The organism is Olsenella porci (assembly GCF_009695875.1).
Lineage (GTDB): Bacteria > Actinomycetota > Coriobacteriia > Coriobacteriales > Atopobiaceae > Olsenella_H > Olsenella_H porci.
The window spans coordinates 412,436-438,294 of sequence record NZ_VUNC01000002.1; the positions used below are offsets into that span (position 1 = coordinate 412,436).

Annotated in this window: 19 protein-coding genes; 8 read left to right on the forward strand and 11 right to left on the reverse strand. The window is 67.1% G+C overall.

Annotation, left to right across the window (positions count from 1 at the left end):
- Window positions 1–880: 880 nt before the first annotated feature.
- A complete protein-coding gene (locus FYJ68_RS04420; protein ID WP_154434327.1) occupies window positions 881–1,975 on the reverse strand; it encodes a DUF6591 domain-containing protein in 1,095 nt (364 codons plus the stop codon).
- Between the two features lie 170 nt (window positions 1,976–2,145).
- Between FYJ68_RS04420 and FYJ68_RS04425 the strand changes: the two genes are divergently transcribed.
- Together FYJ68_RS04425 and FYJ68_RS04430 are read left to right on the forward strand one after the other, a co-directional pair.
- Window positions 2,146–2,733, forward strand: coding sequence for a hypothetical protein (locus FYJ68_RS04425; protein WP_154434329.1), 588 nt, complete (start codon window positions 2,146–2,148; stop codon window positions 2,731–2,733).
- 15 nt (window positions 2,734–2,748) lie between these two features.
- A complete protein-coding gene (locus FYJ68_RS04430) occupies window positions 2,749–4,095 on the forward strand; it encodes an SPFH domain-containing protein (protein ID WP_154434331.1) in 1,347 nt (448 codons plus the stop codon).
- A gap of 217 nt (window positions 4,096–4,312) precedes the next feature.
- Here the strand turns inward: FYJ68_RS04430 and FYJ68_RS10355 are convergent, their stop codons facing one another.
- The 8 genes from FYJ68_RS10355 to FYJ68_RS04470 form a co-directional block, all read right to left on the reverse strand.
- Window positions 4,313–6,073, reverse strand: coding sequence for a protein kinase domain-containing protein (locus tag FYJ68_RS10355; protein WP_154434333.1), 1,761 nt, complete (start codon window positions 6,071–6,073; stop codon window positions 4,313–4,315).
- Between the two features lie 137 nt (window positions 6,074–6,210).
- Entirely contained in the window at window positions 6,211–6,684 is a 474-nt protein-coding gene (locus tag FYJ68_RS04440) for a helix-turn-helix domain-containing protein (RefSeq protein WP_154434335.1), read from the reverse strand.
- 1,067 nt (window positions 6,685–7,751) lie between these two features.
- Window positions 7,752–9,440 (reverse strand): SpaA isopeptide-forming pilin-related protein, encoded by a 1,689-nt coding sequence (locus FYJ68_RS04445; protein ID WP_195837711.1) that lies wholly within the window; start codon window positions 9,438–9,440, stop codon window positions 7,752–7,754.
- A 170-nt stretch (window positions 9,441–9,610) separates the two neighbouring features.
- Complete coding sequence (locus tag FYJ68_RS04450; RefSeq protein ID WP_195837712.1) at window positions 9,611–11,308, reverse strand: isopeptide-forming domain-containing fimbrial protein; 1,698 nt, start codon at window positions 11,306–11,308, stop codon at window positions 9,611–9,613.
- Window positions 11,301–13,958, reverse strand: a complete 2,658-nt coding sequence (locus tag FYJ68_RS04455) for a DUF7601 domain-containing protein (protein WP_154434342.1) — start codon at window positions 13,956–13,958, stop codon at window positions 11,301–11,303. The genes FYJ68_RS04450 and FYJ68_RS04455 overlap by 8 nt, the downstream gene beginning before the upstream one ends.
- A 288-nt stretch (window positions 13,959–14,246) precedes the next feature.
- Window positions 14,247–14,978: a metallophosphoesterase family protein gene (locus FYJ68_RS04460; protein WP_154434344.1), complete on the reverse strand. Its 732-nt coding sequence runs from the start codon at window positions 14,976–14,978 to the stop codon at window positions 14,247–14,249.
- Entirely contained in the window at window positions 14,975–17,008 is a 2,034-nt protein-coding gene (locus FYJ68_RS04465) for a BMP family ABC transporter substrate-binding protein (RefSeq protein WP_154434346.1), read from the reverse strand. The genes FYJ68_RS04460 and FYJ68_RS04465 overlap by 4 nt, the downstream gene beginning before the upstream one ends.
- Window positions 17,009–17,253: 245 nt before the next feature.
- The gene (locus tag FYJ68_RS04470; protein WP_154434349.1) at window positions 17,254–17,721 is read right to left on the reverse strand and encodes a GNAT family N-acetyltransferase; all 468 of its coding nucleotides are present in this window, start codon (window positions 17,719–17,721) and stop codon (window positions 17,254–17,256) included.
- Between the two features lie 614 nt (window positions 17,722–18,335).
- Between FYJ68_RS04470 and FYJ68_RS04475 the strand changes: the two genes are divergently transcribed.
- On the forward strand, window positions 18,336–18,791 hold the full coding sequence (locus tag FYJ68_RS04475; RefSeq protein WP_154434351.1) for a LytTR family DNA-binding domain-containing protein: 456 nt from the start codon (window positions 18,336–18,338) through the stop codon (window positions 18,789–18,791).
- Window positions 18,792–18,818: 27 nt separating this feature from the next.
- Window positions 18,819–19,310, forward strand: coding sequence for a hypothetical protein (locus FYJ68_RS04480; protein WP_154434353.1), 492 nt, complete (start codon window positions 18,819–18,821; stop codon window positions 19,308–19,310).
- A gap of 168 nt (window positions 19,311–19,478) precedes the next feature.
- Here FYJ68_RS04480 and FYJ68_RS04485 read toward each other — a convergent pair whose 3' ends face one another.
- Window positions 19,479–20,021 carry a flavodoxin family protein gene (locus FYJ68_RS04485; protein ID WP_154434355.1) on the reverse strand — a complete coding sequence of 181 codons (543 nt, stop codon included), beginning with the start codon at window positions 20,019–20,021 and terminating at the stop codon, window positions 19,479–19,481.
- 737 nt (window positions 20,022–20,758) lie between these two features.
- Between FYJ68_RS04485 and FYJ68_RS04490 the strand changes: the two genes are divergently transcribed.
- Entirely contained in the window at window positions 20,759–21,544 is a 786-nt protein-coding gene (locus FYJ68_RS04490) for a YaaA family protein (RefSeq protein WP_229771999.1), read from the forward strand.
- Window positions 21,545–21,590: 46 nt separating this feature from the next.
- Here the strand turns inward: FYJ68_RS04490 and FYJ68_RS04495 are convergent, their stop codons facing one another.
- Window positions 21,591–21,902, reverse strand: a complete 312-nt coding sequence (locus tag FYJ68_RS04495; RefSeq protein ID WP_154434357.1) for a hypothetical protein — start codon at window positions 21,900–21,902, stop codon at window positions 21,591–21,593.
- Window positions 21,903–22,146: 244 nt separating this feature from the next.
- On the opposite strand from FYJ68_RS04495, the gene FYJ68_RS04500 reads away from it, so the two are divergent.
- The 3 genes from FYJ68_RS04500 to FYJ68_RS04510 all read left to right on the forward strand — a co-directional run bounded on the left by FYJ68_RS04500 (window position 22,147) and on the right by FYJ68_RS04510 (window position 25,808).
- The gene (locus FYJ68_RS04500) at window positions 22,147–23,382 is read left to right on the forward strand and encodes a 6-phosphofructokinase (protein WP_154434359.1); all 1,236 of its coding nucleotides are present in this window, start codon (window positions 22,147–22,149) and stop codon (window positions 23,380–23,382) included.
- Between the two features lie 133 nt (window positions 23,383–23,515).
- Window positions 23,516–23,755 carry a hypothetical protein gene (locus FYJ68_RS04505; RefSeq protein WP_154434362.1) on the forward strand — a complete coding sequence of 80 codons (240 nt, stop codon included), beginning with the start codon at window positions 23,516–23,518 and terminating at the stop codon, window positions 23,753–23,755.
- Between the two features lie 277 nt (window positions 23,756–24,032).
- Window positions 24,033–25,808 (forward strand): InlB B-repeat-containing protein, encoded by a 1,776-nt coding sequence (locus FYJ68_RS04510; RefSeq protein WP_154434364.1) that lies wholly within the window; start codon window positions 24,033–24,035, stop codon window positions 25,806–25,808.
- Window positions 25,809–25,859 lie beyond the last annotated feature (51 nt).

Genomic DNA, 25,859 nt, shown 5'->3' on the forward strand with positions numbered 1-25,859 from the left:
TTCACCCGACAGGCAGCCTGGCATTCCTCCACCAACGCGGGGCGAAGACCATCGATGGGCAAGGGAGGGACGCCCTCAACGACCACGCCCTCCCCTCCCCGAGTCCTTCGGGACAATCCGCCCCTGGCGGCAAAGTCCCGATGTGAGCGGTCTGGGAAGGCAGATGCCGGTGGGCCCCGGGATGCCCGCACGTTTGCCCAGGTAGGATAATCGTCCGACCGAGGATGTCCCCTCCAGTGGCAGCAAACTCCTGATGTGAGCGCTCACTTCAGGAGTTCTTTGCCATCCCGACCTCTTCTCTGGCCCAAATGGCAGGAGAATCCCGATATGAGTACTCACGTCGGGAGTTTGCTGCCATCGCTGGGGCCGTTTCAGTCAAGCAGCCGGTGAAATGCCAGGTCATCGGCGGGATTAGGGGCTTGGGAGTACACACTTCGGGAATTCGCTGCCATGGTTCGATTGCTGATGCATCATCGCTGCTGGGGTGGGCTGGCGGACGAGCGTGACGGACGTCGTACGCGGCACGGGATCTCCCGAGCGTCTGTCCCCCTACCAGCCCACCCTCCTTCTTTGACCTCGGCTGGCAGAGGGGCCTCACGGGAGTGATTTTGGGAGCCAGCCACACGAGCCAATCAAGAGCGTTGCTGAGTTTGCGTAAGCGAAGGGGATGGTGGACAGCTCCCTCCCCAGGCCGTGGCAGCAGGCACCACGCGTGAGCACTCGCGCGTGCGCTCCCCCGCCGACCCATCCCCCTCTTTGACCTCGACCGGCAGGAAAGGTCCCGCGGGGAGTGCGGTTTTGTGACCGAACCATCCGAAAAGCCGCCCATCCACGACCCCGGGGACGCGGACGGGCGGCTCGTGCGAGCTTGGCAACCTCGCTACTGCACCGACACGCTCGCCTCGGCGGCCTTCTTGGACACGCGCGCCGTGACCTCCGCGTAGTAGGCCGCATCGGCCGCGGAGAGGGATCCGTCGTCCAGGTTGGACACCTTCGTCACCCAGTCCGCCTCCTTGGCCAGCAGGCTGGTATAGTCGGCGGCCATCGACGCCTGGTCGGCGGCGCTGGCGGAGTTGTACTTCGCGACGAAGTCGATGTACTCGTTCATGAACGCCTCGTAGGCGTCCATCGTCTCCTTGAAGCTGGCGGTCACGGCGGAGGAGTCCGCGCTCGACGTGGTCGAGGCGTTCGAGGAGCCACCCGCCGAGCTGTCGGTGGCAGCGGCGTCATCCGGCATCGATGCCGTCACGTTCATGAGCTCGTTGCCCGCGTACTCGGCCCTGACCTTCACTCCAGAAGAGTTCTTCCCCGTAAACACCGCGTCGGACTTGGAGTAGTCCACGGTGAACCCGGCGGAGACGAGCGACTCCACGTACGCCGCGTAGTCGTCCTTTGAGGTGTCGCCCACCGTCGCCGTGAAGTACGTGGACGAGTCGTTCTGGATCTTCCCCTTGGTGGACTTGGGCGCCGGCACCTGCGAGCCCGCTCCCGACTTGGGCCAGGTCAGCGTCCCAAGCTCCTCGGGCGCCTCGAGGGTCAGCGACAGCTCCTCCTTGCTAGAGAAGTGCGAGAGCCGCAGGTGGTACCCGTCGCCGTCATACGCCTCGAACGACGTGCTGTCCTTCTTCTCGTCGACCGTGAAGCCCTTGTCCTGGCACGCCTTGACGTAGCTGTCGTACTTGCCATCGTCGTACCCCGCGAGCGTCGCATCGAGCGTCTTGTCATCGTCCGTGGTGACCTCGCCCTTGTTGGTGTCGGGACCGGGCAGCCGGGTGGCGAGCCCAGAGGTCGGCCAGTCCAGGCTCTTGGACGACGCGTCGTTGGACGGCCGGGTGCACCTCATGACGGCGAACACCGCCACCAGCGCCACTACCACGATGAGCACGACCCTGCCCTTCCCACCCTTGTGGGGCTTGGGCACCCCGCCGTCGGAAGTCCCCTGCTCCCCCGGCCTTCCAGCTACCTCCCAGTCCATGTGGGCTCCTTTCCGCAGCTTATGCCTGTTGACGAGACACATTCTGAAAAGGGGGTGAAGCCGATTCCTCAGCTGGCAACTGAATTCGGCGGGCGTCTCAGCTGGCAACTGAGGAAATCGCCGTCGTCCCAGCTAGCATGGCCCTTGGACCAAGCATGGGAGGCACGCCAGTGGACGCATACAACCTGACGCCGGACGAGTTCGTGATCATGGGGACCAACCGCGCGAGCCTGCTGAGCGGCAGCGGAACGGACGACCTGCGCGAGGTCGTCCTCACCAACAAGAACCTGATCCTGGTGGCCGAGGTGGACCAGGGCCTGTTCCACGGCAAGCGCCGGATGGTCAAGCGCTGCCCCCTCGACCAGCTGCCGGACGATAACGGAGTGCCGCAGGTGATCGTATCCAAGTCGGGAAGCGACTTCCTCCTCAACGCGATGTTCGGCAGCGAGCCGGTCCGCCTGGTCATGCGCGGCGTCCCCCGCGTGAAGGCCCAGCGCTGGGCGGACGCCATCTCCATGGCGGCGACGGGCGACCTCGCGGGCATCGACACCAACGCGGTGGGCCGGGAGTCAGCCGTCGGCATGATCGACCAGGCGAGAGAGGCGCTGGGCATCCGCCCCAAGCGCGACAGGGCGAAGGCGGAGCCAACGCGCCCGCAGATGGTCACGACCCGCTGCAGGGGCTGCCACGCCCCACTCACGGGCCGCGCGGGCCAGGTGGTCACGTGCCCGTACTGCGACACCAAACAGACGCTCTAGGCGAGAGGAACTGCCATGGGAATCATCGATGCCGCGTTTGACTCGCTGGGCGGCGTGCTGTCCGACCAGTGGAAGGACGTCATCACCGCCGGCCACTTCGACGAGCACACGGTGGTCGCCCCAGCCGTGAGGCGCGCCTCCCAGAACGGCAGGGGCGCAAACCGGGGGGCCGAGGACATTCTCACCAACGGCTCCGTGATCTACGTGCCCGAGGGCACGGCGGCGTTCGTGTTCAGCCAGTCGGGCATCGAGCGGGTCATCTCCCAGCCGGGCGGCTACGAGTACCGCGACGGCGAGGCGACCGTCTTCGACGCCAAGGACCGCGCGGAGAGGGGCCTGGGCAAGATCATCCTGGACCAGGCCGCCGAGCGCGTGGGCTTCTCGGGCATGTCGCCCCAGAGCAAGCGCGTCGCCTTCGTCAACCTTCGCGAGATTCGCGGCATCAAGTTCGGGACCCACGGGCCCCTGGCCTACAACGACGCCTTCTACGGCTGCGACCTGGAGGTCTACGCCTACGGCACGTTCAGCGTGCAGGTGGTGGACCCCGAGCGGCTCGTGCGGTCGTTCGTGCCCGCCAACGCCACGTCGTATAGCCTGGACAACCCCAAGGCCCGCGGGCAGCTGACCAGCGAGTTCCTGCAGTCGTTTCTCGCCGCGATCAACAGGCTCTCGGCGTCCGTGCGCATCTCGCAGCTGCCGGGCGAGTCCACGCGCATAGCGGACCAGGTGGTGGCGGACGACAGGAACGCGGGCACCTGGGAGGGGCGCTTTGGCCTCAGGCTGGTGTCGGTGGGCATCGAGGACGTGGAGTTCACCGACGAGTCGCGCGAGCTGGTGCGCGGCTTCTCCGAGCGCAAGATGGGCGTCCGCGCCTACGAGGGCGTGTCGCGGCAGGCGGCCGACATCTCCGCCCAGCAGCTCATCGCCGAGGGCGTGCGCGAGAACGGCCTGGGAGACGCGGGCGGCATGCTGTTTGGCATGAACCTGGCGTCGGGGCTTGACCCGCGCACGGCAGGGGTCCCGACGGGCGGCCAGGCGGCACCGGTTCCGTCTGCAGGCAGCGCGCAGGCGGCAGGCGAGACGCCCGTGGGCAGCGTGCCGGCAGCGGGCAACGTTCAGGGCGCAGGCGGAGGGCCGGCAGCGGGCGACCAGCGGGCAGCGGACGTGGCACCGACGGCGGGCGACCAGCGGGCAGCGGACCCGGCACCGGCGTCGGAGTCGGCCGCCTCACCCTCGGCCGCGGACGGGCCCTCCTTCGACCAGCGCGTGGAGATGGTCAAGAAGCTCAAGGAGCTGCTGGACGCCGGGATCCTGACGCAGGACGAGTTCGACGCCAAGAAGCGAGACGTCCTGGGCCTGTAGGGCCGTGGCACGTCTCCCCCGCGCGCGACGCCCGTACCCACGTGTCTCCCCATAGGAGCAAGCTGAGCCGAACGCTCCCCGAGCGGGCCGCGCCAACCAACCATGGCTCTCGCGCCGCCCACGCGCGACGCCACGCGGCTGTTGGCTACGCGCGAACTCTCACCCCAAGCGAACAGCCCGCGCCCACCGGGGACGCCCCGGCTCAAGCCCTGCACTCCTACCAGGGGTACGCCTGCACGTCCACCGATGCGTGCGCGGGCACCCCGTAGTCCTCGATCTGGAAGCGCGCGGGGTCGGATGCCGTGGGCATGTCCACGAAGACCACGTCGCCGCCCACGATTGAGCCGTCCGCGGCACGATAGACCGCGCACACCGCCGAGCCCTGGGCCGCCTCGTCCGTCCCCTGGCTGTCCAGGGTCACCGTGCCGGTCACGATGGTGGCACCCGAGGAGTCCGAGCGCTCGCGCACGTCCGCGGTGGCGTACCGCGACGGGACGAGGCTGGAGACGCTGGCACCCATGCCCTGGGCGTCGGCCGCAAACTCCACCGAGGCGATGCTCCCCGCCTCGTCCGTGCCGTCCACGAAGGTCGCGAAGTACAGCGTCTGGCCCGGTGCCACGGCCATGAGCGCCGTCTGCGTCGTCGCGATCGCCTTGCCATCCGCATCCAGGCAGGTGACGCTGACCGAGGGGTACAGGATGGTCTTGGACCCCGCGTTGTGGACCCCATAGGCCACGTTGACCACGTTGCCGTCCGCCAGGTACCAGCCGGCCTCGGTCACCTGGACGTCGCCGTCAGACTTGAGGATGCTCTTGCCCGTCGTCGGCCTCGTGGAGGACGAGCCAGCACTCGTCGCCGTCCCGGACGCCGAGTCGGCCCCGCCTGCGGAGGGCGAGGCGGAGGCATCAGACCCCGACGCGGACGTGCCGGACGAGGAGACGGACGACGCAGACCCCGAGGCGCCGCCACCTGACGTCCGGGGCGAGAGGACCGCGTACGCCGTCACTGCGGCAGCCGCCACCACGACCGCGGCCACGACCACCACGATGCGCCGGCGGTGGGGGCTCGGGGCAACGGAGCCTCCGTCCCTCTCCCCTGCACCAGGCGGCACGGGGGCACCTGACGCCGCGTCGGATTCCGCCACCTCAGCCTCGGGCGAGAGGCTCGCGTCCACCCGCCCCGGGCGCTCCCCGCCGGCAGCCTGGGCCACGTCCTCCCCGCGCAGGAGTGCCCGCAACGCCCCCGAGAGCTCGCCCGCCGTCTGGTAGCGCGCGCTCGGCTCGAACGCACAGGCATGCGAGACGGCCGCGCGCACGTTGGCCGGGATCCTCTCCCCGTCGGCAAGCGCCGCCTCGTAGTCGTCCGACCCCGGCGTGAGACCCGTGACCATGTAGCCCAGGAGCCGTCCGATGGAGTACACGTCGGATCGGGCGTCCGTCTGCGCAAAGCCGTACTGCTCGGGAGAGGCGAACCCCCAGGTCCCCAGGGCAGTCGTGTCGTGGCTGGCGCCCTCCACCACAAGGCGGGCGATGCCCAGGTCGATGAGGTGCGCCCCGTCGGCCGCCACGATCACGTTGCCCGGCGAGATGTCACGGTGGACGATGCCGTGGGCGTGCAGCTCTCCGGCGGCCTCGCACACGTCGAGCGCGACCTCGCACGCGCGGTGCGGGCCGAGTGGGCCAGACGAGCCCACCAGCTGCTCCAGAGTGGGGCCGGGAACGTAGTCGCACACCACCACGAAGGTGTCGGGCAGCTCGTAGGTCGCCTGCACGCGCGGGAGCCGGGGGCTGTCACAGCTGCCCAGGCGCGCCCACACGTCGCGACGTGCGATCTTGAGCGGGATGCGGCGGCGCACGAACGGGCCGGCGCCGTCCAGGGTCACAAGCTCCGTGACGCCCGAGGGGTGGTCGGCAAGCACGCGCTCCACGCGATAGCTGTCGTCCAAGCCCATTGCATGAAGCACCTGCTCGTCGTCCAACGCCTGTCCTCGGGTCCAAGAGTTCCGCCTGCGCGGGGGTTAAGAAGGGGCCACGGTCCCGCCGGGGACGCGCGCCCAGTGCCAGATGATACTAGCAGCGGGTCCCCGTTCCTCAGTTGGCGGCTGAGTCGGCGGCGCTATCGGGCGCGGAGCGGTCCCGTGCCCAGCAGGGTCCGCTCGCCGAAGCGCCACAGCTCGTCGTCTGCCTGCACGCGCGAAAGGCCGTGCTCCACGCACCAGATGAGAATCGCGTCCCTGCGGACCTTGCACCACAGCTCCGAAACGCCGGCAAGGCGCAGCAGACGCTGGGTCTCGCGCAGGTCGCAGCCCAGGCCGAGCGCAAGCATGATGGCATGGTCGCGGCCGGGCCGGCTCTTGCCGGAGAACACGTCGTACACCACCGTGGCATTGATGCCCGAGGCGCGGGCGACCTGCGCGCGCGTGAGCCCGTGGCTCGCCAGCAGCTGCGAGAGGTACGACACGAGGGTGCGGTCCACGACGCCGGGCCCATCCAGGTACGACTCGATGCTCGTGCTGGAGAGCAGCCTCTCGAGCAGCTCCTCGGTCAGGCGCTCGGGTTCCAGCTCCGTCGTGGCGTTCTCCTTCGGCATGGCCCTCCCCCTCACTTCGCCGGTCACGTTGGGCGTCACTAAGTATAGGCGTGGCACCGTTTGCGAGGCCGGCCGGGCAAGACGGACGGGAGACTTGCCCAAAGCCATTCGGGAGATGGGCTCATAGAGAGGTGACAGCGACAGTCCCCGGGACGCAATCGCCGACATGGAGCAGGCGCTCCAAAGTCAGGGAAGGAGAACGGGGGCGCCCTCGGTGGCAAGCCCCCCTCTCGCGACCCTTCGAACCCTCCCGGGATGGCGGCGAACTCCCGATGTGAGCGGTCTCGAGTGGCCGGCAGCCGGCGTGCTTCCAGGGTATCCGAACGTTTGCCCTGATAGGTCAGTCGCCCGTCCACGGCTGACCCCTCCGGTGGCAACGGGAGCCTGATATGAGCACTCATGTCGGGAGTTTGCTGCCATCCCAACCCCATCTCTAGCCCAAATGGCAAGGGGTTCCCGATATGAGCACTCACTTCGGGAGCTTGCTGCCAGAATCACCGCCTTGACAGCCGAACAACTGGGAAAACTCCAGGCAGCCGGCCAGGGTCCGTGAACGCAGGCCGCTCACATCAGGAGTTCGCTGCCATGGCCAGCTGCGGACGACGACCATCGCCGCCGGGCTGGGCCGGAGGACGAACGCGACAACCACCGAACGCGGCACGGGATCGCCCGGGCATGTGTCCCTACCAGCCCGCCTCTTCTTTGACCTCGGCTGGCGGCGGTCGCCCAGCCGGAGTCCCGCTGAGGCATTACAGGCAGCGACAACCTCGAACGGGACCCCGGAGGGCAATGGCTGCTGCGGAATCTCGAGTTGTGGCAATCATCGTCAGGATTCCCGCCATTTCCGCTGAGAAAAACGGAGTTGTGGCAGCGATTCGGGGTCGCATCCACGGCCAAAGCCCGACTTTCACCAGCCAAACCGCCTTCGGGTTGCCACAGGTCGCAATTCCTCAGCGGCCCCACCCCGGAGATGTCACTGGCCCACGCAAAAGGAGGGGATCCCGGGAACCCCGGAACCCCCTCCTCGTGTCATCCGCTCGCGCCAGCTGGGCGAGAGGAGCAATCGCCTACTCCTCGGAGCCGCCCTCCCTGCGGGAACGGACGAGGTGGGTCACGCCGATGGCGAGGACGATGCCGCCAGCAATCCAGGTGGCGGTCACGCCCGCCTGGCCGGTGAGGGGCAGGCCCATGCCCGCCTTGTCCTTCACCGTGACGGTAACCAACCCGGTTTTATCGGTCGACGCATCAGCGGCATTGCCGTTGCTGGAGCTCGCCTCAACCTTGGTGATCGTGCCAGTGTTGTCGTACGTGGCCCTGATCTCGAAGTCGAACTTCGCCACCGTGTTGTAGCCACTCGGCGCCTGGGTCTCGACCACCGTGTACTTGCCCACGTCAAGGCCAGACACGTAGATGGAGGCGTACCCATTGGCATCGGTCGTCGTCGTGAACTCATAGGGATCCGAGCCCAGCGTACCGTCCTTCTGGACGTACTGCGTGCCGGCACCCTCATCGGCAACCTCATCGGCACCCGTTGCCTGGATGGTGAACTTGGCTCCCTTGAGGGTCTTCGACCCATCGGAGCTGTCGACCTTGTCCATCTTGAGCTTGAAGGTGTAGTCGCCCACGGTCGAGGGCGTGGAGTCGCCCTTGCTGTCAGTGCCCGGGTTGTTGGAGTAGGTGAGCTTGACGGAGTTGTCGTTACGCTCGCTCGCGACCTTGTACGCCTTGCTTGTGTCGAGCTTTGCGTTATAGGTCACATACACCTTCGAAGATCCGTTGACCGGAATCGTGGCCGTGGGATCCTTGGAATCCTTGATGGTCTTAAGGTCGTTGAACTCCACCCCGAGCGTGCTCGTATTGTCGGAGTTGGTCACAAGCGTGGTGGAATACGAATCCGATGCGACCGTGTAGGTGGTGCCGTTCGTCACGACCGTCACGGCGACGCTCGACTTGTCGGCGGTGAGGCCGGCAGAGAGGGTATCGGTGAACTTGTAGTAGTAGGTGTCGTAGCTGGGGATGGCATCGGCCACGGTGCCGGTCAGACGGTACTGCAGGTCCTGGCCCACCTGGGAGTCGGCTACCTTGCCCCAATCGGAGCCGACGGCGTCGTTCTTCACCTCCTTGTTGACCGTGGGAAGGGTGGACTTGGGCGAGACCGTCAGGTCTCCGTCGCCAACCACGGCGTAGATGGGAGCGGAGCCCACCTGGTCCACCTTGGACTCCGAATCCGTGTTGGCGGTCGACGTCGCGTCGGTCAGGAAGAGCCAGTAGCCGGCGGAGAGGCTGCTTGCCGTCCCGGCGGCCAGCTTGGTCGGAGTAAGTTTCGTGTCGGCACGCAGCGCGTTGGCGATGTTGGAGTAGAGCTTGTTGCTCTCGATGATCGTGCTGGTGCCGGAGCTGCCCTCTGCCGGCAGGTGCGTGCTCAGGTAATCAGCCGCATCCTGCGCCGAAGTGCCTTTATACGAGCCGTCAAGCGCCGTGATCTGGGTGACGACCACGCTCTCGACCTCGTCGCTCGCCCACTTGATGTTTGAGACGGTCTTGGACGTCCCGCTGTCCACCACGTCACCCGTGAAGATCTGGTAGCCCAGCGTGGTGGTTTCGTCCGCGTTGTTGTTGGCATTCTTCTGGATGGTCACGTTGCCGGTGGTCGCCGCGAACGCAGCCGTTGCCGGAAGCGCCACGCCCCCCAGTGTCATCGCCATCGTAAGCCCCGCCGTGACGGCGATCCTTGCCAGGTTCTTCCCCTTCTTCATGTGCTCTGTCCCTTCTCCTGTGCTTGGCATCTCTGATTGCGTCAGTGCTGATCGGCCCATCGGCCGCTGGTTCCCATCTCGTCCGAGCTAGGGCTCTGGTCCCGGCGACCACGAGTCGCCGCACGCAGGCCCCGAGGGTGCACCGGGCGGACCAAGGGGGTACGTTCCTCTCACCTGCCGTCACCCCTCCCCCTGAGCCTGCGAGACGCGAGAATCGTGGCAACGCCTGCGACCACGAGGATCGCCACGGGAATGAACGACGTGGGGTCCCCCGTCTTGGGGAGCATCGACGAGACGGCCTTGGCAATCCCCTTCGCGGCCTTCCCCGCCGGTGTCTTGGGCGTGGTGTCGTCGAGGGCGGATACCTGTGCAGTGCCGGCGTACGCGTCGAAGGAGTCAACGCGCAGCGGCGACACCGCCTCGAGGCCCGCCTTGTTCGCCGCCTTGTCCTTGCCGCTCACGATCTGGTCGGGGTCGAGCGTGACGGACAGCGTGATCCGCCTGGACCCGGCAAAGGCGTCGTAGCCCTGGGGCGCAGAGACCTCCTCCACGTCAAAGGTGCCGGAGTCCACGCCGCTTACGGTGACCAGCCCGTTGGCATCGGTGGTGACGGTGGCGTCCTCGGTGGTCCAGCTGGCGCTCTGCGTCAGGTGGCGCCCACGGTCGTCCGTGATGCGCAGCACCGCCCCTGCCAGCTTGGCGTCACTGGACGAGTCGCGCTTGGTGAGCGACAGGTCCCAGGTGTACGCGACGGCCGTGCTCTCCTCGGTCTCGGAATACGTGTCAGAGTACGGCGAGCGCGGGTAGCGCAGCGTCACGGTGTTGACGTTGGGTGCGTCGAAGCCGTGGCCCGCCTCCGACGAGAGCGGCGCGTCGTAGATGACCACCACGCGGAGACCGGACGAGAATTCCATGCCATGGGTGGCGGCACTCTTGACGAGGTCGGTCACCGTCACGTCGAGGGTGGACCCCGAGGACTGCGCCTCGCTGCTCACGGTGTACTCGGAGGGGTCCAGCTCGGTCCAGCCGTCGGGTGCCGAGGCGGCCTTCTCCCACTCGTCACCCGCGGTCCCCGCAGCCACGTACACGCGGACGTCAGAGGGGGCGGAGAGGCGCGCAGTCAGCGTGTCGTGGAACGTGATCCCGTAGGTGGTGTATCCCTTGATCCCGGCGGGGATAGTCGCCTGGAGCTTCCAGTACAGACTATCTCCCACGGTGGCATCAGCCTGCTTCTGCCAGGCGTCGGTGGAGTCCTCAAGCACGGTCTTCTCCACGGTGGGGACGGACGACTTGGTGCTCGCGGTCACGGGCAGGCCGCCCACCACCACGAGGATGGGCGAGGTGCCCGACTGGCCGGTGCCCACGGCCGTGTCGTCGCTCACCAGGAGCCAGTAGCCCTCGGCAAGCTCGGTCCTGTCCCCCGCAGTCACGCTCGTGGGGGTGACCCTAGAGGTCATCATCGCCTTCGCGATGGCCAGGACCACCGGGCTGGACGAGGCGGACGAAGAGTCGCTCGGCACGTTCTTGTCCAGCCACTCGGCGCACTCCTGCGCGGTGGTACCGGTGAACGTGGGGTCGCTGGCCTTGATCTGCGCCGTCACGACCGCCTGGGCGGAACTGCTCGCCCAGGTGATGTTTGACACGACCTTGTTGGTTCCGTCGTCGTCGGCGACGTCAGCCGAGAACAGCTGGTAGGCCTTGAGCTGGGAGGACGACCCGCTGCCCTCGGCCACGTTGACCGTGAGGGAGCCGGTCTTTGCCCGTGCCCACGAGGCGGAGGGCACGAGGACCAGGGCGAGGAGCGCCACGACCAGCGTCGCGAGCAGGGAGGGGCGACGCCCCAGGCGAGAGGAGAGGCGCTTAGTCACGACCATCGCCTCCCTTCCCGGCGGCAGTGCGGCGTGCGTGCATCCAGAGTGCCGCGAGCGCGAGGACGGCGATGCCCGCGACGTAGGTGGCACCGATGCCCGTGCTGCCAGAGAGCGGGAGCGTCAGGCCATGCCGGGTGTTGGTGAACGCGGCCTTGGAGGTCTCGCCCTTCTTGATCTCGCCGGTCGCACCCTCGGAGGAGGATGAGTAGTTGATGTTTGTCCCCTCCTCGACGGTGTAGGTGGCTCCCTCGGGCAGGTTGGTCGCGGTCTTCGAGTCGCCGTCCCCCAGCTCGAAGGTTGCCGTGCCGTCCTTGAACTCCATGTCGCCATAGGTTCCGGTGAGTCCCTTGCCGGTCCCGTCGAGCGTCACCGTGAACTCGAACTGCGTCTTGGAGCCGGACTCGCCCTCCACGTGCTTGGAAACCTCAAGGCTGCCGGTGCGGATGGTGTTGGTGACGTCCACGGTCGCGTCGTCCGAGAGGGTTCCCGTGGGAGCCGAGTCCTGCGAGGCGGCACCATTGGCGGCGTAGGTCACGTCGTAGTGGTCGTGCTTGCCGTCCGCCTCGGTCACCGTATAGGTGGTGCCGGAGGGAATGCCCTGGATCGTAATCTGCTGGCCGTGGGACAGGCTGACCGTCGCCGTGCCGTTCTTCGTGAACGTGAGCGAACCGTTTGCGGGGGCGGTGACCCCATCGACGCCGCTCACAGTACCCCCGGTGTAGCTGAACTCGCCGGAGATGGGACTGCCGTCGGAGTTGGAGAGCGTGATGGTGATCGGGAACGACTGCGTCTTGCTCGCGGCGCTACCCGAGACTTGCTTGCTCACGGTGAGCTTGTACAGGCGCTCGTTGGTGAAGGCGGCAGTGGAGGTCGTCTCGTCCGCAATCTCGCCCCCGGCGCCTTGGGAGGTCGACGCGTAGTCGTCGTTCTTGGTCTCGACCACGGTGTAGGTCGTCCCCGCGGGCAGGTGCTCGGCGGTCGCGCTCTCCCCCGACTTCAGCGAGACGGTCGCCACGCCGCTGGTGAAGGTCATGCCGCCGTAGGTGCCGTTTATGCTCGTGTCTCCCAGCGTCACCGTGAACTTGAAGCTCGTGGAGGAGGGGTCCTCGCCCGTCACCGTCTTGGAGACCGTGAGGTTGCCGTCCTTGGCGGGAGACAGGGGGAGCGTGGCCTCCACCGTCTTCTGCTTGATGACTGCACCGATCATGTGCTGGAAGTTCTTGCCGTCGGAGGCGGTAACGCCCTCGGGGCTGGGCGAGTACTGGCGGTACTCCTGCAGCCAGGTGAGCGTGTCACTCACCTTGATCTCCATATCGGTCGCCGTCGGCTTCGTCGTCGAGACGAGGTAGAAGCTCGTGCCGGCGGACACCTTCGAGACCGGGGTGCCGTCGAGCTTGTGGGCCGACACGCCCGAGGGGAGCGTGAGCGTGTACGTGCCATGGTAGTTCTTGCCTTCGGTCACCGAGAGCATGCCCGTCTTCCACACCCCGTACTCGGGGTCGTAGGCGAACTGGCTGCCGCCGGTGATCTTCACGTTGCCCGCATCGGGTTCGGCGCGCAGGACCTTGTCGGCGGTCGCATAGTTGAGCAGCTTGACGGCGAGCGCCTTCTGCGTGACCTCGCCGCTCTTCGAGTTGAGCGTGTTGTTCTCGATGCCGTAGTCGCCGAGCACTGCCCAGATAGCGTACTGGGTAGCGTTGTAGGCCTCGGACTCGGTCACCGTATCGGCGCCGGAGTGGTTCAGGTCCCACACCTTGAGCGGCGTTTCGTTGTTGGTGGCATAGGCCATGGCGGTTGCCGCCTGGTAGAATGGCGTGGCGCGAATATCGGCCGACGTGTGGCCGGAGGGCGTCGTGGCACCGGTGAAATAGTACTTGGTGAGCTCATCCATCACGAACTGGTTGAGCTTGGCGAGGTTGGCAGTGTTATCCGGATAATCGCTGTAGGAGAACACCGTGTCGCCGATGGAGTCGGGGAAGTCTGACCTGATCCAGCTTGGCGGGTTGAGCAGGGCGTTGAAGGCATCCGCGGAGATGCCCTGCGTCGAGTCGACGACGGTGTACATGTTCATGCCGTTGTAGGAGTAGCCCGCGTAGAGGATGGCGAGGAGCTTGTTCATGCAGGCATCGTAGTCGTCCTGGGACTTGAACTTTTCCGGCGTCAGATAGCCTTCGATGTAGGAAGGCACGTTGGAGATGCTCGGCGTGGTATGCGGCCAGTGCGACTGGTTGTTCATGCAGTAGAGGATGATGCGGCCGCTGGCGCTTTCGGGGTCGAGCACATAGTGGATGTCGGTGTCCTCGTCGTACTGGATCTGCACGGTGCTGGTCCCCGATCTGGCAGCAAGCACGGTCGCGAGGGACGCCGACGAGTCCGTGGCATCGGCGGACGGCGCGGAGGTCGCGGACGTTCCAGCCGCATCGGTCGCGGAGGGCGCCGTCGCGCCTGCGGCAGCGGACGAGTCGGCGCCATCGGGGGAGGCTGCCGCGACGGCGGAGTCGCCCGTCTCGCCTGACTGCTCGGCAGCGGCAAGGGCGCCACGGGGAGCGAAGGCGAGGACGGTCACCACGACCGCGATCGCGAGGGTTACGACGATCCGCAGGATGCCGCCACGGGGGTGCGACTGGTTCCCCTTGGAAGATCTCATAGGCATAGGCGTGTCCTTCTTGCTCATGGCGCGGCTTCCCACAAGTCGCGCAGCGAGACACCCCATCCCCTCCGAGTGGAGCAATATGAGATGCCTGCACCCTCATTCAAGATAGCATGCAGGAGGATGCATCGAGCCACAAAAACGGTCCCAAGTGACCTTTTAAACCCAACTTTTTCTGCAATGTCCTGAATGCTGCATGAGTGGTCTTGCCCCAGGGAGACCAGTGCGCACCCTTCGTCCTCGGCCAAGCTGCACACGCGGCCAAGCCGTGCAATCGCCCCCAGGCTACCATTGGCGGTACGAGCCAAACGCCGTGCCCGAGGTCCCGGGCAAGAACCCGTGGTCCGCGGACTTCTCCCCGTCTCGCAGGCAGCGCGCGTTGATCATGGGCTCCATCCACGGGTGCGGCAGCGTGCCCACCGGCTCCACGTCCAGGTAGTGCTTGCCAAACGCGTTCACCGCGCGGGTGCCGCAGCCAAACTCGTGCTCGCGCTCCATGCCGGCCCCGTACGAGAGGTGAACGTGCCCGTACACCATGAGGGCTGGCTTCCAGCGCTCGACCAGCTCGCCCAGGCACTCGAAGCCTCGGTGCACGTGGTCGGGCAGGTCTCCCACGCCCGCTGCCGGGCTGTGGGTCAGAAGCACGTCGAACCCTCCCGCCCGCCGGATCCTGGGCGTCAGGCGCCGGATGCGCCGACGCATCTCTCGCTCGGTGTACTCAAAGGGCGCGTCCTTGTAGCGCATGGAGCCGCCCAGCCCCAGAATTCGCAGGCCGCGGTACACGTACAGGCCGCCGTCCACGTCGATGCAGCCCCCGGGCGGGCTCTGCCGATACGCGGTGTCATGGTTGCCATGCACGTAGAACAGCGGCTTGTTGGTCATGGTGACGAGGAACTCCAGGTAGTCCGCGTCCAGGTCCCCCGCCGAGAGGATCAGGTCAACGTCCTTCACGCGCCCCGGGGTGTAGTAGTCCCACAGGGCCTTGTCCTCCACGTCCGAGACGACAAGCGCCCTCATTGGCCGATGACCCCGCTCACCCGCACGGCCTCGCGCGCGGAGGGGGTGAGCTCGTCCGCCCGGGGCAGCGAGCCCACGACATTGTCGTTGAGCCAATCCATCTGCACGATCTCCTCGCTCGACAGGCAGGGGCTGCCGGGTCCCTTGATGACCTCGCCCCCCTGGCGGCGCATCTCGCCGTAGAACGGTCCGCTGGTCCCGGTGACGATGCCGTTCCTCAGGACCTCGACCATCTTACGCGAGTAGTACGGCATATCGGGGGAGATCGCAACGTCGATGACCCCGGCGGACATTCCGTACCAGTAACTGACCGCCTGGACCTCGCTCGTCTTGGGGACGTCCTCCCAGGTGCCCTGGAGCAGGCTCTGCACGATTAGCTCGTAGTAGCGCCCCCAGTTCATGATGGGCAGCGCCAGGTTCTGCGCAACGCCGTCGCACATGCGGTACAGGCCGTACTTGTTGTCGTCCGAGAGCGGCCGGGCGTAGTCGGCCCCCGAGAGCACGGTCACGCCCTCGTCCGCCAGCTCGCGCCGCCAGTCGCTCCCCTCCCGCGTGGCCCACTTAAGGTGCACCTCAGCCTTGGGGTCCACCAGCGCGACGCCGATGGCGAAGGCATTGATGTCTGCGATGGAGCCATAGATGGGGTAGGCGGCGCGGTAGCCCACCTTGTGGTTGTCCGCAACAGAGGCGGCAAGTGCGCCGAGCAGGAATTTTGCCTCGTACGTGCGGGCGCGGTACGAGCGCACGCTCTGGTGCGGCAGGTTGAGCGAGCAGTTGAGAAAGCACACCTCCGGGTGCTCGAGCGATGCCTTCAGGGTCGCGTCCATCTGCGTGGGCGACGTGGTGAAGACGACCCTGGCGCCGGCGGAGACGGCGTCGGCGATGGCGGAGAGGACCCTCTCGTCCGTGTCGCAGCCCTCGTACTTGCTGGTGGCGACGTAGGGGGCGTAGTCGCGCTGCAGCTCCTGGCGGCCAACCTCGTGCGCCACGGCCCATCTGGACGACGCCAGGGTACCGCGATAGAGAAAGGCGACCCTGAGCGGCCCCTCGCCCGCGCGCGGGCGGCGCGGGAACAGTGCGAGCGGCCCAATGGTCACCCGCGGGGCCTGGTCCTGGGCCTGTGGGTCGGGGGCGCCCCCGCCGCCGGAGGGACGGGCCGCGGGCGGCGTGGCCTCTGCCCTCTCCTCCGCGGTACCTGCCGCCCTGGCGTCGGCGGGCGTGGGCTCGTCGACCACGGCGACCTTGTCGTCCTCTGTGGACAGCACCAGCTCGGACCAGATCTTGCCGATGCGCTGCGACAGCAGCTGGGCCGGCGTGCTGATGAGCGGCTCCTCTCCGTAGATGGAAAGATACACCAGCAGCGCGTCGGCGGGCGTTATGTCCAGGTGGCTGCCGCCCTGCTGCCGGTACACGGTGGTGAAGTACTGGCAGTCGGCGCGCAGGCGGTCGACGGCGGCCTCGTCCCAGGGCTGCGAGAGGTCGCGGCCGTAGTAGGCGGCGAGCCGGCGGTACGAGCCCTCGCGCGTGAAGTCCACGTCGTAGACGGGAACGGCGCGCCAGAACTCCAGGAACTCGCCGTACAGGCGCGACTCGCTGCCGTCCCAGTGGCTGGGGAGCAGGCGGATCACGTCGGCCTGGATCGTGGGCGAGTCCACGTACTTGAGCACCGAGACGCGCTTGTTCCCCTCCTGCACGTAGAAGCGGTGCATGAACTCAAAGACCTTGACCGGGTCGCGAAAGCCCTCGCTCACCTGGATGGAGTACAGCCGCGACCACTTGGAGGCGAACTCGGTGTTGTCGTCCAGGAGCGGCATGAAGTTGCGCGAGAAGGCGTTGCGGCGGGCGTTTGTCTTGGTGCCGACCACCAGGTCGAGAGGGACCTCCATGATGCCCAGGGCCTCTCGCCCCGAGACGTCGGAGGCCGAGATCATCTCGTCCAGCGCGTGCAGGTACGGCGAGTGGCTTGCCGCCACCGCCTCGTGACGGTCCCTCTCGCCCAACCGATGGGCCCTGCGATAGGCTTCGCTCATGGCTGCCCGCCTCCCGTCGTCTTGTTCAGACAACTATAGGATACGGCAAACGACCTGCGGGCATGGGGGAGAAACGCGCGGGGCGTGGGGTTGGGGCGTGCCGACGTTCGGGGCGGAGACGGCCACACGGCCCGTACGTGACGGCTTCCGTGCCCGGGGTCCGTCCCCTCTCCCCTACCGGCGAAGCTACAGCATGCGGGCGAAGGCGCGGGCGGCAAACGACCGACCCAAGGTGCGGAGACGGGCTAGAGCACGGTCTCCATGCAGGTCTTGAGGGGATGCATGCCCATGCGCTCGTAGAACGCACGGGCGCCGGGGTTGAGCTCCCACACGTTGAGCGTGACGTCGTGGCAGCCGCTCTGGCGGGCGTAGGCGACGACGTGGTCAAACAGCGCGCGACCGATGCCCATGCCGCGGGTGGACTCGTCCACGCAGAGGTCGTCGATGTAGAGCGTCTTGACGTCGGTGCGGATGGGGTCGCCCACAATCTGCTGGTGCGCGCAGAAGGCGTAGCCCAGGACCTCTCCCGCGTCGCCCGTGGCGACGAAGATGGGGCGCGAGTCGTCGCCCACCATCGCGGCAAGCTGGTCGTCCGTGTACTTGCGACCCAGGTCAAACAGGTCGGGGCGGCCGTCGTGGTGGATTTTGTTGACCTCGGTGAGCAGCTTGTCGATCCCGGGGATGTCACCCCTCTGGGCGCGGCGGATCTGCATGGCGTCTCCTCTCATGAAAAAGGCGCCCGGCACCCCGAGGGGACACCGAGCGCACTCGACATCTTATCCGGCCATTGCCGGCTACGGCCGGCGGCCTCCGATGAACGTGGAACCTATGCTGTTGGTGCTCGGCAAGTGCTTTGCCAGGGCAGGACTACCGTAGCAGCGACACCGATGGGGGTCAACCGTCGGAGCGTGGCGCGAGGACGCCGGGCGGGCGGCTTGCTGTCGGGCGGGCCAAGTGGCGCGGGGACCCCGAGGGTGCTGAAGAAAGTTGAGTTGTGGCAATCCGCGAGTCCTTACCGCTGGGCAATGTCGAGTATTGGCAGCCGTGAGTGCCCTTCCATTGCCAGAGGTCGACTTTCCTCAGCAGAAATCCGCCCCCGATTGCCAATACTCGATATTCCTCAGCAGGTGACTGGCGCTCACCGCTCCCGTGCCCCCATCGGACTGCCACGAGTCGCGCTTCCTCAGCAGGTTGCCGCGGCAGCGGCCCCGGAGGCGGCCCAGTGCCACATGCAACTCGGGCCTGACCTTTCGCAACTCGGTGGGTTGCCGGTCTCCCCCGCCCGTGCCTCGTGTACCTTCGAACCAGCAAAGGGAGGGAGCTCCAGATGATGGTGAGGCTCATTCAGCGCGAAGGTCAGCGCGGCATCGAGGTGACGGTGCTGAGCGCCCCCGGCGACCAGCGGGCGGAGCGCCTCGCCGACAGGTTGAGGACCGCCAGCGGCAAGATCACCGCGTACACCAGTCAGACGGGCACCGAGCGACGCGTGGTCCCTCTCGCCAGCGTCGCGAGCATACGGTCCGACGGCGACCATGCGCTCGTCCGTCTGGTCGACGGGGAGACCCTGCACAGCCCATCGAGGCTGTTCGAGCTCGAGGCGGCGCTGCAGCAGACTGAGTTCGTGCGCACCTCGCGGCAGGAGGTCGTGAACCTGGACAACGTCCAGACCATCAGGCCGGAGTTTGGCAGCAGGCTGGTGCTTGGGCTTAGGGGCGGGGGCGAGGCGGTCGTCTCGCGCAGTTACGCGCCGCAGGTGAAGTCGAGGATCGGGATCGTTGGGTAGGGAAGCAGGCGGACGAGGGGAGACACGATGGACAGCCTGAAAAGGGACCTTGCGTACGGTGTCTTTGACGGGGACGAGCACGAGAGCGCGGGGCGCGCGGTGACCATGGGCTTGTTCGTGGGGAGCTCCTGGGCGGTGGTGGCGATTCTCGCGTGGGTCGTGTCGGAGGCGGTCGCGTCCGGCGGGCTGGACGAGTCAACTCGCGGCGCGTCCAGCTGGGTCCTCGCCTGCCTGGCGGGGGGCGTGCTGCAGCAGCTCTGGTTCAACTTCAGGCTCACGTCACGCCTGGGATACGGGGGGCGCGTCGCCGGGTTTGGCATCACGTACTTCGTCGCACTGGCGGGATGCGCGGTGCTGGGGCAGTGGCTGCCGGCGGGAAAGCTGCTTGCCTGGGCGGGGTTCGCGGGCCTCTACCTCGTGATCCTCGCGGTTCTCACGCTGGCGTTTACGATGGCGTTTCGCAGGAGGCGCGCGGAGTACCAGGACGTGCTCGACCGCTTTCACCGCGACCGCGGGTAGCGCGGCCGGGTGGGGCGAGGTGCACGTGTGGTCAGAGAGTCAGAGAGCCCCTAACCTGCAGTGTTTCCTCGTTCGGCCGAATCTAAGGAACCGCCCCTCCCGCCAGGTCGTGGGAGGGGCGGTTCTGCCATGGGGACAGTTCTGTCGGGTTCATTCCTCGCGCTGCCGCTACACAGCCCTTCCGAGCTTCGCGCATTCCTCGAGCTCGGGACGTCCCTCTATGCTCCCGTCCGTGGTGGTCCCGCCGATGAGGAGCGAACCAGCGAGTCTCGCCTGCTCAAAGCACGATATCCACCCGCGCAAGACGTTGATGGCATTGTCCGCCGCATCGGGCTTCTCCGACTCCGCCGTGGTGAGCAGGTACACGTCGCGAAAGCGGTTGTCTGGCGCGAAGTAGAGCGCGTTCGCCCTGTCGAGGAGGACCTTCATCTGGCCGCACATCTCGTAGTAGTAGATGGGCGTGGCAAACGCGACGACGTCCGAATGACGTATGCGCTGAACGATTTCGTCCGCGTCATCGTGAATCACGCAGCGGTGGGAGTCCTTGCAACCCCAGCAGCCCGTGCAGAACGAAACCTTCCTCCCCGCCAGTGAGATGACATCGACGTCGTTGCCCGCCTCGCGGGCACCGCGGGCGAACTCCTCTGCCATGCGGTTGGAGTTTCCCCTCACGCGGGGGCTCGTCTCCACCACCAGGACCCTCTTGGCCATAATCCCCTCCCATCTGCCTCCCCCCGGAGGCATCGCTGCGGGAATGGTATCAACCTCGCAAGGGTGGACGCGAGACCTTTCGGGGAGCGTGGAGGAGGACGTAAGGCAATCGACAAGCCAGGTCAAGGTCACCTCTGGCGCGACCTCTTGCGCGGATGGGCATTCGCGCGCCGAGCCATCGACCGAGGTGCAGACGCGCCGATCACGCAGGCGTTGCCGTGCATAAGTTGGGTCGCGGGGATAGGGGCCCGAGATCCCGAGAGCGCTCAGACACCCCGTTCAGGGCAACCGGGGGTGAATCCGGAGAGCGGAGGCATCAGGAAATCGTGCGTTACGACAGGTCCCGGAGGCCTTGCGCCCCGAGGTTGCTGAGAAAAGTCGAGTATTGGCAATTTGGGGGGGCGTTGGGTGCTGAGGAATCGCGAGCTGTGGCAGGCGAGGCGGCACCGAACGGCCCATCCGTTGCGAATACTCGGCTTTCCTCAGCAGAAATGGGGCCCGGGATTGCCAATACTCGACTTTCCTGAGCAGATGGTCGCCGGGATCGCCCGCGGCGGCTCCCAAAGCACATCTCCGATTGCCACAGCTCCGTTTTCCTCAGCAGCCTCCCGGCCCCCGTGCCATCTGGGGCGACCGTCACCTCCGATTCCCCGCTCCGCCACCGCCGCCTCGCCCTCCCTCACCTACCATGGTGCCGTGGGGGCGAGGTCCCGACCGTGGAAGGGAGACAAAAAGGCATGCCGCTGCTGTTCATCATCTCGCCGGCAAAGCGGATGGACGTGGTCGAGGGGCCTCCCTCGGCGTGCTCGCGGCCGGAGTTCCTGGAATCCGCAACGCAGCTGGCGCACGGCCTGCTCGCGCTCGGCTACGATGGCGCCCGCCAGATCTGGCGCTGCAGCGAGGCGATCGCGCACCGAAGCTGGGCCCAGCTCCAGACGATGCCCGACGGCATGCTCGCCGACCCGGCGCTCCTCTCCCCCGCCGTCACCTCCTACGTGGGCATCCAGTACCAGCACCTCGCCCCGCAGGTCATGAGCGAGCCACAAATCGACTGGCTGCGCACCCACCTGCGAATCCTCTCCGGAATGTACGGCGTGCTCCGCCCGCTCGACGGCGTAGTCCCCTACCGGCTCGAGATGCAGGCCCGCCTCCCCATGGGCCGTAGCCACGACCTCTACGGGTTCTGGGGCGAGAGGATCCACGACGCGCTCGCACGGGACGCCGCCGGCATGTCCATCGTGAACGTCGCGTCGCACGAGTACGCCAAGGCGGTCACTCCGTTCGCGCGTGCGGCGAAAACGCCCATCCTCACCTGCGAGTTCCTGAGCCTGCGCAAGTCGGACGGAAGGCTGGTGCAAGCTGCGACCGAGGCAAAGGCGGCGCGCGGCACCTTCGTGCGCTGGTGCGCCGAGCAGGGGGTGGAGGAGACGGGCGAACTCGCCGACTTCAGTGAGCGTGGCTACCGGCTGGATCGCTCGCGCTCGAACGAGGGGACGCTCACGTTCGTCCGCGACGAGCCCTAGCGGGTTCGAGGACACGCGGGGAGGCACCTCTCCCCTGCCCATGCCCCTACCCCAAGCGCGCCTTCTCCCGCAGCGTGCGGGCCAGGCGGATTGTCGCCTCCTTGTTGCGCAACGACACGCCCTCCGCCCCGGGGATGACCCAGGGGACGCTCATGCAATAAATGCCCTGCTCCGTCACAACGCGCACCACGGGGTTCTCTGCCTCGGACTTCATCAGCTCCACCGACGAGACGCGCCCCAGCGGCACCGTCTTGTGGACGCCGATCATCTGGAACTCCCCGTCTCGTTCTACGAGGTTGGCCTCCTTGGTGGGGCCACTCTTCTCTCCCCTGACCTCGGTGTAGTACAGAATGCGCATCGCTTCTCCTAGACATGGCTCGCCGTGTACAGGAATGCTAGATAAATTGCCCTTGTTATCCAATACCCATTAGGTGAGTGGGCACTCGTGACCCGCAGGGGACAACCCCCGCTGCCAGCCCCAGGCGGCAAGCCATGGGCGCATCTTGGCAAAAACACGAGTACCCTGAAAGCATGGCGCGACCCCTCCTATGGGAGCGCGCGGAACGTCCCGGCGAAACAGCGAGGCGAGAGGAGCGGCCGCAATGGCAAGGGTCAGGAACATTCTGGTGGGACAGTCCGGCGGCCCGACCGCCGCGATCAACGCGAGTCTCGCGGGAGTCATGGACGCCTCGCGCGAGCTAGGACTTCGCCCCATAGGCATGCGCTACGGCATCAAGGGGCTGCTGGACGGCCGCACCGTGGACCTCTCGTCCAACCTCCCCGGCAAGCTCGAGCTTGAGCTGCTGCGCCACACCCCCGCCAGCTACCTAGGATCCTGCCGCTACAAGCTGCCCGACCCGGAGAAGGACGACCGCCCGTACCGCCAGCTGTTCGACGAGTTCAACCGCCTGGGCGTTGGCTACGTGCTTTACATCGGCGGAAACGACTCCATGGACACCATCGCGCGCCTCTCGTCCTACGGCGAGTCGCAGGGCAGCGACGTCCGCTTTGTGGGCGTCCCCAAGACGATAGACAACGACCTCCTGGGCTGCGACCACACGCCCGGCTACGGCAGCGCCGCCAAGTTCGTGGCGACAGCGACCGCCGAGATCCAGCGCGACTCCGACGTGTACGACCTCAGCAGCGTCACGTTCGTCGAGATCATGGGCCGCGATGCCGGTTGGCTTGCCGCCGCCTCCACCCTTGCAGGGTCAGCCGGTGGCCCCTCTCCCGACGTCGTCCTCCTCCCGGAGGTCAGCTTTGACGAGAGAAAGTTGCTCGATCGCATCTCCAACCTGCTGGAACGCCAGAACACCGTGATCGTCGCCGTGAGCGAGGGGCTTCGCGCCCCAGACGGCAAGCTGCTGTGCGAGCGCGCCTCCTCCGGGGTGGGGACCGACGAGTTTGGCCACCTTGCGCAGCTCTCGGGAACCGGCAGGTACCTGGCCGCGCTCACCCGCGAGCGCATCGGCTGCAAGACGCGCTGTGTGGAGCTCTCGACCCTGCAGCGCTGCGCCTCGACCACGGCGAGCGCGGTCGACCTGTCGGAGTCCCGCTCGCTGGGTGCCGCCGGCGTGCTTGCCGCGACCGACAGCCAGTCCGGCGTGATGGTTGCGCTCGAGCGCACGTCCACGACCCCCTACCAGACCCGCCTGGTGAGCGTGGACGTCACCAAGGTCGCCGACAAGGTGCGCCGCGTGCCGCGCCACTGGATCACCCCCGACGGGATGGGGCTCACGCGTGACTTCGAGCTGTACGCACGCCCGCTGGTCCGTGGCGAGGACCGCCCGGCGATGGTGGACGGCGTCCCGCAGTTCATCGCCCCGCTGCGGGGGTAGGTGCCAAGACAGGGCAAGCATGGCGGCGAGACTTCCCAACGGTCTGCCTCGCCGCCATCTTCATGCCGTTCGCCTACGATGGAGCCCGAGCCAACGCCACGGGCACGGAGCCCGCCATCGGGAGGGGAACACCATGGGAAGCATCCGCATCAGCGACACCACGCGCGAGGAGAGGATCCGCATCGTTGCCGAGGCCCTGAGCTGGGGTGACGACTGCGGCGACTGCTCGCTCGACGCCTGCGGCATCGACAAGTACTACCTCCCGTACATCGAGGGCCAGATGGAGCTGTCCGAGCTCAACATGGCCCGGGCCTCGCGCGCCTACGAGCAGGGCGACGGCGGTCGCGGCCATGTCGGCTCCTGTGCCATGTGATCGTTCGCGGCAGTTTCCAGCAACGGTTGCCGCCAGTGACCCCGTCCCCCGTCACCAAGTCCGATTTCCGACAAGCCATTACGTGGAGACCCGCCTCCCACCGTCCGAGGCACCTCTCATAGTATTCATCGTTGCCGCATCTTGGCACACAACCCCATTGCATTCCAACAGCTAACTTTACCTGCCATTTTGTGGCATTAGGCAGCCATTGTTCCCGTCTGCGAGTCGATAAGCTTCCATTAAGTATTCAATCGACTCCCACAGACCGGAGACAACCATGCAGAAGAGGCGAATCATCACGGGGGCGACCGCCGCCGCGACAACGCTTGCCCTCACCGCGGCGCTCGTGCCCGCCCCGGCGCTTGCCGAGGCCGTCGACGCAGCCACCCAACCAGCGGCAGCCGACCAGGCACAGTCCGCACCCGAGCAGCAGCTGGCAGACGCAGGCGAGACGAGCGAGGCCACCGGGCCCGCAGCCACCACCGCTGGCTCCGCGGCAGACGCCGACTCAGCGGCATCGCAGCCCGCCGCCACGACCCCAGCGGATGCGAACGCGTCGCCCTCGGCCAGCGCCGCAGCGTCCGACGCACAGCCCACGGCCACGTCGCAGAAGGCAGCCACCTCCCAGCCCACGACAACCTCCCAGCCGACTGCCACGGCGGCCCGCTCCGCCTCCCCCGCTCCGGCGGAGGCGCCCGCTGCCACAGGCGCGGTGACGCTGGATGCCAACGGCGGGACCTCCGCGGCAACGGTTGCGGCTGGTTCTCCCCTGCCTGCGGCAACCCGCGATGGCTACGTCTTCCTGGGATGGACCCTCGACCAGAGGGCCGACGTCGAGGGGTCCAACGCAAAGGAGAAGTTCACCGTCGACTGGTGGGAGGGCGACGCCGCGCCGGCGAACGGCGAGCACCCGCAGTCGATCAACTACGGCAGGGCCAGCACCGGGACGCTCCACGCGCTGTGGGCCAAGACCGACGCGGTGGCGACCGTCTACGGCTTCATCTCGCTCAACAAGCCGCAGACTGGCACGCTCCCTGGCGACATAGCCGCGAAGACGTCCGACTCCGCCTCGTTTGACACGCAGCACGGCGCGGTGATCGACGCCAACGGCAACACGACCGTGACCCTGCGCTCGTACCTCGACACCGCACTCGTGAAGGACCAGCTCGCCAGCGCGGGGTCCTCGCTCTCGTTCATCACGGGCGCAGTCGCGGAGTTCCCCAACCCCACAGCGGTCACGCTGCGCCAGGTCACCAGCAGGTTCACCGTCTCGTACACGCTCGACGGCCTCACGAACCCCACCGGCTACACGCTGCGCGAGCTCACTGGCGGGACGCTTGCGGGCTCGTCCGTCTACGCCATCGACCAGGCGGGCATCACCACCTCGACCGATCCCAGCACGGGCATCGCCACGATCACCGTGCCCATCACGCTCACGGGCAGCTACGCAAGCTTCGACGAGCTTCGCGCGGCCATCAACGGCGTGGGCAAGAACCTGGTGCTCGACATGGACGCAACCGTCGCCAACCAGGACGGCGATCACGTGATCAAGGGAGCCGTCGGCGGAACCATGAGCGCAACGGCCGTGTTCTCGCGCGGCCAATCGAAGGACGGCAGCTACTACACGTACAAGTACGCCATCCCGTTCACGTTCCAGTGGACGGACGAGCAGGGCGACTTCCCCGAGGCAGGGAGCGGTGCCAGCGATGCCAACGGCTCCGACAGCACCCTGGGTGCAAACGACGCGAAGGCGATCCAGCTGACGCTGAGGTCGCACGAGGTCGTCCCCACGCCGACACCTGGCCCAGAGCCCGAGCCGACGCCGGAGCCCACGCCAGAGCCGACGCCCACGCCCGCCCCGACGCCGCAGCCCGCCGCCACGACGACCGTGACCACCACGCGCGTCACCCGCACGCAGACGAAGGCCGCCGCGAAGCAGACCGGGGAGCGACTCCCCCAGACGTCCGATGCCACGACCAGCCCCGTCCCGTTCGTTCTGGCGGCGCTCGCGTCCCTCGCCGCTGCGCTGGGGCTTCGTCGCCGCCGCGGGTAGGCGATAGCCAGCGACCATACGCGCGACCCGCAGCCACGCGCAAGTGGCGTG